Here is a 2,567-nt window from a genome sequence, read left to right on the forward strand (position 1 = left end):
TAGCACCACAGGAACGAGGAGCGCAGCGTGGGGCGCGGGATGCCGAGCGGCCGAGGGCTTTCGACAGTGATGCTTTACAATCGCGTGCTCACTATCGGCACCCGAATGTCTGGCCTCTATGATGCGATTATGTCCTGGGCTGCGGACAGTGAGTACATCGACGTCGAACACGTGTGGCCGCTCGGAATTGGTCTCACTGTGGTCCTCATCTCGTTCGCCGACGTTCGTGCTCTGAATCATCTGCTGGCGTCGCTTGATGAATTTACAGAGCTACGGCACCTGGTAGTAATGGCGTTGAAAGGAGTTGGCGCGGGGATGATTGCCCATATTGCCTACAGTACCAGTGAGATCTCGTTTCGAAGCCGACAGACGCTCCAGAATGAGGAACGTGCGCTGCTGATCCTTCTTGTGGTTGGTGTCGGCGCCGGCCTCTTAGTGGACGTCATCATCCCTCGAATGGTCGAACCCTTCCCGTTCGTTGTTGTTCAGACTACTGGGCTTTTGCTGGTGGCCGGTATGTGGTATCTACACTTACTGATCGAAAATTGGAACCTCTCGAACGAGTGGCCCCACCTACTGAGTGGGCTCTTTATTGCCTTCGGTCCATATATTCCAAACCTGGTATAGCAGGTCGCAGGTATACTATGGAAGGCCAGTGCCAAAACCGGACGGTCAGTATTACCCTCCATTAATAAGAGCCACGCGGTATTTCGTCTGCGTAGATGCCACTCTCCAGTGCTGAAATCATCCAACATCTACAGAATATAGAGCCGGACGAATTTGAGCAGTTCATCGGTGATCTCTGGGAACGACTTGGTTGGGAAACAGAAGTTACCACTGGATCGAGCGATCGTGGAATTGATGTTATCGCTAAGCGGTTTCATCCGTATCAGCAAAAAATCCTGATTCAGGCTAAGCGATACCAGTCTGATAACCGAGTCGGGAGCCCGCAAATTAGAGAGTATAGTTCGCTCCGACAGCAAGAAGAGAACGTCGATCAGGTCCTTGTTGTGACCACGAGTGCATTCACGTCGGAGGCGCGTGCAATCGCCTCAGACCTGAATGTAAAATGCATCAATGGAGAGCAGCTTGCTCAGCTGGTAGAGGAGAACGACGTGATGGAGTTGGTGGAAACTACGACTGGAGGCCTTCACACATCGAGCTTCGCACCACGAGAGACAGATGCAAAATCGAGGGAGAGAAATCGCGAAACAGCTGGATTGCCCCGGGGAATTGGTGATGACGTCATCGCAGAATTATTCGGAATTGCACGCGTTAATTTCTCTTCCGAGAGTGATCTTTCTCGACACGAAATGGATTTCGATGGGCTCTTCGTAGCCCTTACTCTCCACACTCGTAGTCTTCAAGATAGTGTCTGGCTGGCTATTGGGGCCTCACAGGAGGTTGACGTCGTTGATAGCACCGGGTCAAAGCACAATCCGATTTCCCTCTCCGAGAAACCACTTCGAAACGGCTGGCAGACACACGATCCGGAGGTGAGAACGCAAACCGGCCCACGGAATCTTGATATTGACATCCGCATACAGGAGACTACGAAGTATCTTCTGGCAGTAGATCTGAGCTCAATACGCGACCTCTCCCGAATCGAGATCGATCGTTACGGAATCGAGATTGATTTTACCGAAGTGGATCTTGCCGACATTCCGAGCTTGCCTGACGACCTCAAAACTAGTCTGGAGTCAGTTAGAGGAGTTTCGATACATACGAGCTAAAATGGTCCCTTTCGGGAGTCTGGAAGTCACTCTGATGCCGATCCGGTTCGAGCCGCCGCTAGAGAGGATCTCTGTACCGGAAACGGGTCTCGTTGAGCACCAACCATGGGGACGAAACTACAACCGGCGTTGCGGTGCGATAGTGGGATGTCGAGCGGCCGAGGGCTTTCAGAAACTGTATTTCAATCGTCGTGGTTCGCGTTCAATTCTGTGAGGAACTGGCCGGCTGCCGTCCCGATACGAACACCGTCGACGTTGCGCATCTCGAGGTCGTGCGTGGCAGTCCGAAAGGGGTAGTGGTCGACGAGGATGCGATGGATAACGGTTCGGACGGGGTCGGTCCCGTACCTGTCGACGACAGTAGCCATCATCTCGTCGAGATGCGCGTCCCGGTGCTCCGTCCGGGGATGCTGTGCGCGTTCGAGCACGAGTTCGACTACATCATCAACTGATGCATGCTCGGGATTCTTGGTTCGTTCACGAACGTCGTAGAGAGCGTCGTCATCGGGCATACCTGGTCACTTCGAAGTATCCTCCACGGTATCAGGCCTCCTCGAGCAACGAGCGAGCTCGCTGTACGTAACTGTTCGCGCCCCAGCTACGGGCGTCGCTGATCGCATCGAGGAGCAGCCGCGCATCGGAAGCCGATAGGTGTTCAGTTCGAACGAGAACCGAGAGCAGCGTCGGTGTTGTGACGAGCCTGGTATCAGCGAGTGAGGCGTGGATCAGGCCGAGTTGGTTGAACTCGTCACAGAGGAAGAGCGCAGCGTCGAGATCGTTCGCGAGCGTGACCGCCGCGTTCTCACCGTCATCGAGGGGGAACTCGGCATCGAG

At 54.3% G+C, this 2,567-nt stretch carries 3 protein-coding genes and 1 pseudogene; 2 read left to right on the forward strand and 2 right to left on the reverse strand.

Annotated elements, in window-relative coordinates; translation table 11 throughout:
* The first annotated feature begins 105 nt into the window (after positions 1 to 105).
* Together FJT57_RS17060 and FJT57_RS15120 are read left to right on the forward strand one after the other, a co-directional pair.
* On the forward strand, positions 106 to 627 hold the full coding sequence (locus tag FJT57_RS17060; RefSeq protein ID WP_238994020.1) for a hypothetical protein: 522 nt from the start codon (positions 106 to 108) through the stop codon (positions 625 to 627).
* Between the two features lie 95 nt (positions 628 to 722).
* On the forward strand, positions 723 to 1,733 hold the full coding sequence (locus tag FJT57_RS15120; protein WP_144906669.1) for a restriction endonuclease: 1,011 nt from the start codon (positions 723 to 725) through the stop codon (positions 1,731 to 1,733).
* Between the two features lie 182 nt (positions 1,734 to 1,915).
* Here FJT57_RS15120 and FJT57_RS15125 read toward each other — a convergent pair whose 3' ends face one another.
* On the reverse strand, positions 1,916 to 2,245 hold the full coding sequence (locus FJT57_RS15125) for a hypothetical protein (RefSeq protein ID WP_144906671.1): 330 nt from the start codon (positions 2,243 to 2,245) through the stop codon (positions 1,916 to 1,918).
* Positions 2,246 to 2,276: 31 nt separating this feature from the next.
* Positions 2,277 to 2,567 (reverse strand): annotated as a pseudogene (locus FJT57_RS17065) (hypothetical protein); the annotation flags it as partial.

The organism is Halobellus captivus (assembly GCF_007655485.1).
Lineage (GTDB): Archaea > Halobacteriota > Halobacteria > Halobacteriales > Haloferacaceae > Haloquadratum > Haloquadratum captivum.

Coding starts and splice junctions, on each gene's coding strand:
- FJT57_RS15125 (WP_144906671.1), bottom strand. CDS start 2,245: ATGCCCGATGACGACGCTCTCTACGACGTTCGTGAACGAACCAAGAAT.
- FJT57_RS15120 (WP_144906669.1), top strand. CDS start 723: ATGCCACTCTCCAGTGCTGAAATCATCCAACATCTACAGAATATAGAG.
- FJT57_RS17060 (WP_238994020.1), top strand. CDS start 106: ATGTCTGGCCTCTATGATGCGATTATGTCCTGGGCTGCGGACAGTGAG.